This is a genomic window from Shewanella sp. BJSY2023SW007 (genome assembly GCF_047314525.1).
In the GTDB taxonomy this organism is placed as follows: Bacteria; Pseudomonadota; Gammaproteobacteria; order Enterobacterales; family Shewanellaceae; genus Shewanella; species Shewanella chilikensis.
In genome coordinates this window covers 1-6,022 of the sequence record NZ_JBKORL010000097.1, presented here as the reverse complement: position 1 = coordinate 6,022, position 6,022 = coordinate 1, and the positions used below count along the sequence as shown (strand labels likewise).

3 protein-coding genes and 1 pseudogene are annotated in these 6,022 nt (G+C 45.6%); 3 read left to right on the top strand and 1 reads right to left on the bottom strand.

The features are described 5' to 3' along the window. Positions 1 to 166: 166 nt before the first annotated feature. The 3 genes and pseudogenes from ACMHXE_RS17220 to ACMHXE_RS17210 all read left to right on the top strand — a co-directional run. Positions 167 to 592 (top strand): HIT family protein, encoded by a 426-nt coding sequence (locus ACMHXE_RS17220; protein ID WP_189577836.1) that lies wholly within the window; start codon positions 167 to 169, stop codon positions 590 to 592. Between the two features lie 781 nt (positions 593 to 1,373). Next, the gene (locus ACMHXE_RS17215) at positions 1,374 to 3,926 is read left to right on the top strand and encodes a TonB-dependent receptor plug domain-containing protein (protein ID WP_165564966.1); all 2,553 of its coding nucleotides are present in this window, start codon (positions 1,374 to 1,376) and stop codon (positions 3,924 to 3,926) included. A gap of 1,246 nt (positions 3,927 to 5,172) precedes the next feature. Next, positions 5,173 to 5,361: pseudogene (locus ACMHXE_RS17210) on the top strand (hypothetical protein); the annotation flags it as partial. Between the two features lie 35 nt (positions 5,362 to 5,396). On the opposite strand, the gene ACMHXE_RS17205 reads toward ACMHXE_RS17210, so the two are convergent. Continuing rightward, positions 5,397 to 6,022, bottom strand: a 626-nt coding sequence (locus ACMHXE_RS17205; protein WP_224868444.1) for an IS256 family transposase, incomplete at its 5' end; no start/stop codon positions are given.

Here is a 6,022-nt window from a genome sequence, read left to right as displayed (position 1 = left end):
AATAGACATAAAAAATCGGAAACCTACAAACAGGTTTCCGATTGTCTCTCATCAGAAGGATCGGTCAACCGATCCTTATCTGATCTACATTGCGGTGCAACCGGCCCTTTTTTGTGGTACACCAATAGTTTCCAAGCCAATCGGTTCGTCAGTATGGAGTGACAAGATGGATCTGAATTACGACAACAACAATATTTTCGCCCGCATTCTTCGCGGCGAGTTGCCCTGTATCAAACTCTATGAAGATGAGCATACTCTGTCTTTCATGGATATCATGCCGCAAACCAAGGGCCACTTATTGGTGTTGCCCAAAGAGCCGGCCGTGACCCTGTATCAGTTGTCTGATGAAGCGGCGGTGGCCTGCATGCGTACCGTCAAACTGATGGGCAAGGCAGTGGAAAAGGCCATGGGTATCCCGGGCTCTACTGTGTTCCAACACAACGGCAGCGCCGCCGGTCAGAGTGTGCCCCATGTACATTTTCATGTATTGCCCGGCCCGCTTAAAGGCCTGATGGAGCACGCGGCCCATCAGGGGGATATGGATGAGCTGCACACCATAGCCGACAGAATTCGCGCTTGTATTGGATCTTGAGAGTTATTTTCTATGAGGTTGTTGACCCAATCAAAACTTGAAGGAAAGGAGGATAAAGAGTTCCAATAGTTCTTCTTGTTATTTGTTAGGTTGATATTCCCAGTACTTATCCAAATAAAAGCCTTGGCTCAAGTCAAGGCTTTAATTTGCGCTCTTTACCATGTAGAGCGTTATCATCTTCAATCCTCGCTTTGATTTAACAAATCATCCTGATTTTTAGCTTGATGGTGATTTGTTTCTTGAGATATATCCGTTTCTGGTAGCATAAAAAACTACTTCCTTGGTTAATCATTTACTTAAATGCGGAACATAATAATAACAAATGTGTTGTTTGTATCATTTAAATAGCGCTTTAATCTGACTGAATAGGCTGGTTTTATGCGTTGTTAACCTTTGCTTTTGATTTGGGGAAAGCGGGATTGCCTAAAGAAAGTTTTGGTGTCTCATTGTGATGTATCAGCATTGAAACAAATTGATTTGTGATCCAGATCACACTTTAATGCTCTGGTTATGTTAATTAATGTGTTTTAAATTAACGAAAAATCAAAGTCAATTTTTAGGTTTTTCACCATAATTGGCTGCATATTTATTCGCTTTTGGATTAGTGGGCCACAACTGCCATAAAATGAAACATTGGTAAAACATAAATAAAACATTTTGGTTTTTGTCAGATGAAAATCCTGTTATTGACGCTATTGAAACGAGGCGACAGTATCTTGGCAACGCTGCATTAATAAGTGCGGTGAAAATAAAAACAAACCAAGAAGTAAGGGAGTTTAAAATGATAAGAACCAATAAGCTGACCAGCTCAGTAAGATTGGCGTTATTTGCTGCAGTGTCAACGTCAGCTGCATCTGTCTCTCAGGTAGCTTTTGCTGCCGAAGAGGGAGCCAAGGTAGAACGTATTGAAGTCACAGGTTCACGTATCCAGCGTCAAGATATGGAAACCGCTTCACCAGTGACAGTGATTAGTGCCGACGCCATTCGAGCGGAAGGTTTCACTTCAGTGGATCAATTGCTGCAGGCTCAAACTTCCATGGCCGGTGCTGCAGTGGGTTCCAGTACCAATAATGGAGCCGATGGTGTGGCTCAGGTTGATCTGCGAGGCATGGGCGCTGAGCGGACACTGGTACTGCTTAATGGTCGCCGTATGGTCAATTCCGGCTCCGGTGCCGATAGTGCAGTGGATTTGAACTCTATCCCAGTGGCTATGATAGCTCGGGTAGAAATTCTTAAAGACGGGGCTTCAGCGGTATACGGCTCCGATGCCATCGCCGGTGTGGTTAACATTATCACCAAGAAAGACTTTGAAGGTTTTCAGTTGGATTTCAACGGCAGCGGAACCGATAAAGGCGACGGTGAGAGCGGTGAGCTGAGTTTGTTGTATGGCTTCAACACAGACAATGGTGGTAACTACACTTTTGGTGCGTCTTATTCTGACCGCCGTGGCGTAATTCAGGGGGATCGTGATTGGACCGAGCCAGGAGCCAGTTCCTTTATTCCTACCGGCTCTCTGAACGGAATGGTCAAAGACGCCAATGGTAATTGGGTCGAGCGCAGCACAGGTTATGATTATACTCAGGATAGTTGGTTCCAAACGCCTAGTGAGCGTTATAGCTTGTTTGCCAACATGATCCAGGAGTTGGGCAATGAGTTGGTGCTGACAGGTGACATACTGTATACCAAGCGTAAGTCCGATCAGCAAATGGCGGCTCAACCAGCCGATATCATGCTGGGTGTCTGTGGCGAGGAAGGTATTGATGCTTCTCGCTGTCTCACGCTGGATCAATCCATGCTGGATGCCGGTATCAAGGCAGATAAGACCGGCCGTGTTAACTACCGTCGCCGTACCAATGACGTAGGGCCTCGTATCTATAATCAGGATGTCGATACGCTGCGCGCCTCGATTGCCCTGCAGGGCACGCTGGATGTTCATACCGGCATGACTTGGGATCTGTCTTACACCTACGGCAAGAACAAGGCCGATACCTGGGTTGAAAACTCCATTAATGCCAAAAAGATGGAAAACTCAGTTTACAACAATCAAGGCGCCTGGCTCAGCGGTGCACCCCTGACCCAGGAGATCATCAACGATATAGGCTTCACCGAGCGTAACGATGGTGGCAACGAACAACATTTGGTTGCCGGTGTGTTGAGCGGTGAGCTGTTTGATCTCGATGCCGGTCCAGTCAGCTTCGCTATCGGTGCCGAATACCGTTACGATAGCGGTTACTTTAATCCGGATCCTGTGATTGTCGCCGGTGAGGGTACAGCGGCCCAGCAAGATCCTACTGATGGTAACTATGATGTGATCTCTGTTTATCAGGAGGTTAGCGTACCTTTCAGCGACAAGCTGACCGGTGAATTTGCCCTGCGTTTCGATGATTACTCCACTTTTGGTAAGGCATCGACCTGGAAGATAGGCCTGACCTATGAAGCGACCGACGACTTAATGCTGCGCGCCGTGGCGGCTACCGGTTTCCGTGCGCCAAACGTCAGTGAGCTCTACGGTGGTAACACAGGATCGTACGACTATCTGACCGATCCATGGGGCAACGAGCAAGACCCACAGATTTTGGTGAACTATACCTCGGACGAAAACTTGGAACCTGAAGAGTCTGAGTCTTACACTGCCGGTCTGGTTTACTCACCGCACTTTATTGACGGCATGTCTTTGACCCTGGACTACTGGCGTTTTCGGGTAACCAATGCCATTACTCGTCTGGATGCTCAAAAAGGCCTGAAAGATTGTTACGCCGGCAACCAGCTTGCCTGTGATACCTTCAAGATTACTTCTGACGGCGATCTATCTGACTTTACCAATCCGCTGACCAACGTAGGTAGCCAGAATACCAGTGGTATCGATTTCAACCTGGCTTACAGCTTCGAAGGCCTGGGACTGGACTGGAAGATTAACAACGACCTGACCTACCTGTTGGAGTTTGAGCAGGATGGCGTTTCTTATGATGGTACCATTGACGGTAACTTTGGCGCCTATGCGGAAGTTCGCAATAACTTCAGTATTCAAGCCAGTCGTGGCGACTGGAGCCTGATGTACTACAACCGTTATATCGGTAAGATGGATGATATTTATACTGACTATGATCAGAATGATAATCCGTTTACAGCGGTTGCCAAGGCTGATGCCGTTATGTATCACAACATTGTCGGCACCTATCACTTCACTGATGGTTTGACAGCCTCCTTGGGTGTAAAGAACCTGACAGATGAAGAACCTTCATTTGTATCCAATGGCAGTGATGCCGGAACTGTCCCTGAGGTTTATGACACCATAGGTCGTCAAATCTACGGTGGTGTAACTTACAAGTTCTAAGTCATCTCATAAAATGCCAAAGCGCCTTCGGGCGCTTTTTTTTGGGTTTAATCTACGGCAGTAGGAAATGTCGCTCTGACCTTAAAAAGAAGTCGGCGCGATCTCGATAATTATAATCCCATTCGCAGCAGTCGTTTGATTTTGTTATTCATCTCTCGCCATAGTTATTATGTCACCTATGGGCCGCTGAAATGCATATTCCAAGCAGGTAATTTTTGAGTGGTTGCTCAAACTGTAATGAGTGCTTGGATGCTATTTCCCTTGGGCTAAATTATTCAAGTTTTCAGCGAATCATATGCGGAGGTACAGTCCTATCCTGTCTATTGTGCGTCTTGCAAAGGCGCAGGGCTATTTATTGTGAACCACGCCTTGCATCCAAGGCTTGTAAGCCCGCAAAAAGCACTCATGGGCCTTTTCGTATCTTCTTCACTGATGTTTTGGTTCAATCCAACTTTTTCATCAGATAACCGAGGGCTATTAATCGCCTCTTCTTTACTTTACGAGCAAGCACCTACGGCCTTGATTGAACCGTTAAGGGGCGGTTTGTGCTCTCTTAATGGCGTGGCTGGCTAATCCGAGCTCGCAAATGAAATGATATGGCTCTTGGATCCCTTCATTTTGGGACAATCCCCCCGTTCCCTCAAATCAAAGACATTATTTATATCCATAGTAACCTGAGTGGCTTTATTACAGACACATTTACTCTGGTATACAGGCTTGAAGTGCTCTCTCTAAAAGAATAATTACTACAGCATAAAAAGCTATTAGAGAAAAGCATAGATAAGATGAAGTAAAACAAGTTGCTAACATAACTATGTTGCATACCGTTTGTAATATGACCTGGCGAACAGAGAACTCCATGCAGGTATACCTAAAAGAGCAGGTAGTCAAACACCCCAATGAAGCATTTCGTTTCGTGATGTTGGTCTTGTATTCTGTATAAGGGCGATGCAAGTCACGTTTTTGATTAATGGTTGTGTTACTTAAATGAGGTGCTTTTAACAAAAAATCAAAATTATTTTTTGACAAATCCACTTATTTAAGTTTGCAGTTATATACCAATTGCAGGGCAGTTGAAGTTCACTCAAAAAATAAACAATCTGATTTCAATTTGGAAACAATAAAGCCTTGGTTAGATTAAAACTCTGTTATTGACGGTTTTGAAACCAGGCGACAGTATCTTTGCTCGCCGCTCCTAAAGAGGTCGGCGAACATAAAAACAATTCAGGAAGCAAGGGAGTTTATTATGACAAGAACCAATAAGCTGGCCAGTGCGGTTAAATTGGCACTGTTTGCTGCTGTGTCAACGGCAGCAGTATCTGTCTCTCAGGAAGCTTATGCTGCAGAGGAGGGCGACAAGGTTGAGCGTATCGAAGTCACAGGCTCACGTATTCAGCGCCAAGATATGGAAACCGCTTCTCCTGTAACAGTGATCAAGAGGGTGTTCAAAATTCTGTGTCACGTTAAAAATCACAGATCGATGTGAGCATCCAGTCGTCCTTCAAAATGGATGGACAGCTGAGATAGCGTTAAATTCCAGTTTTGAATCGGGTGTGACCACCGCTCCTGAGCCTTCAATATACCGGCGTAGAGCAGTTTGAGTAAACTGTTCTCGTTGGCAAAACCACCCTTGGTTTTCGTCAGTTTACGAAACTGACGATGTACGGCCTCAACCGCGTTCGTGGTGTAGATAGCCTTACGCACGTATTCCGGGTACTTAAAATAGGTCGATAACAGCGCCCACTTGTTGCGCCAGGACTTGATGACCACAGGATATTTGTCGCCCCATTTGGCTTCCAGCTCGTCCAGCGCCATCTCAGCTGCATTGAGGGTTGTGGCTTTATAGACACACTTTAAATCAGCCATAAACGCCTTCTGGTTTTTAGACGCTACGTATTTCATTGAGTTACGAATTTGATGAATGATGCATGACTGCACCTCTGTATGTGGGTAAATGGTTTCAATGGCTTCAGGGAAGCCTTTAAGGCCATCGACACAGGCAATCAGGATGTCTTTAATTCCGCGACTATGAAGATCGGTTAGTATACTTAGCCACTGATGTGCACCTTCAGTGTCTGAGATATACAAGCCCAACA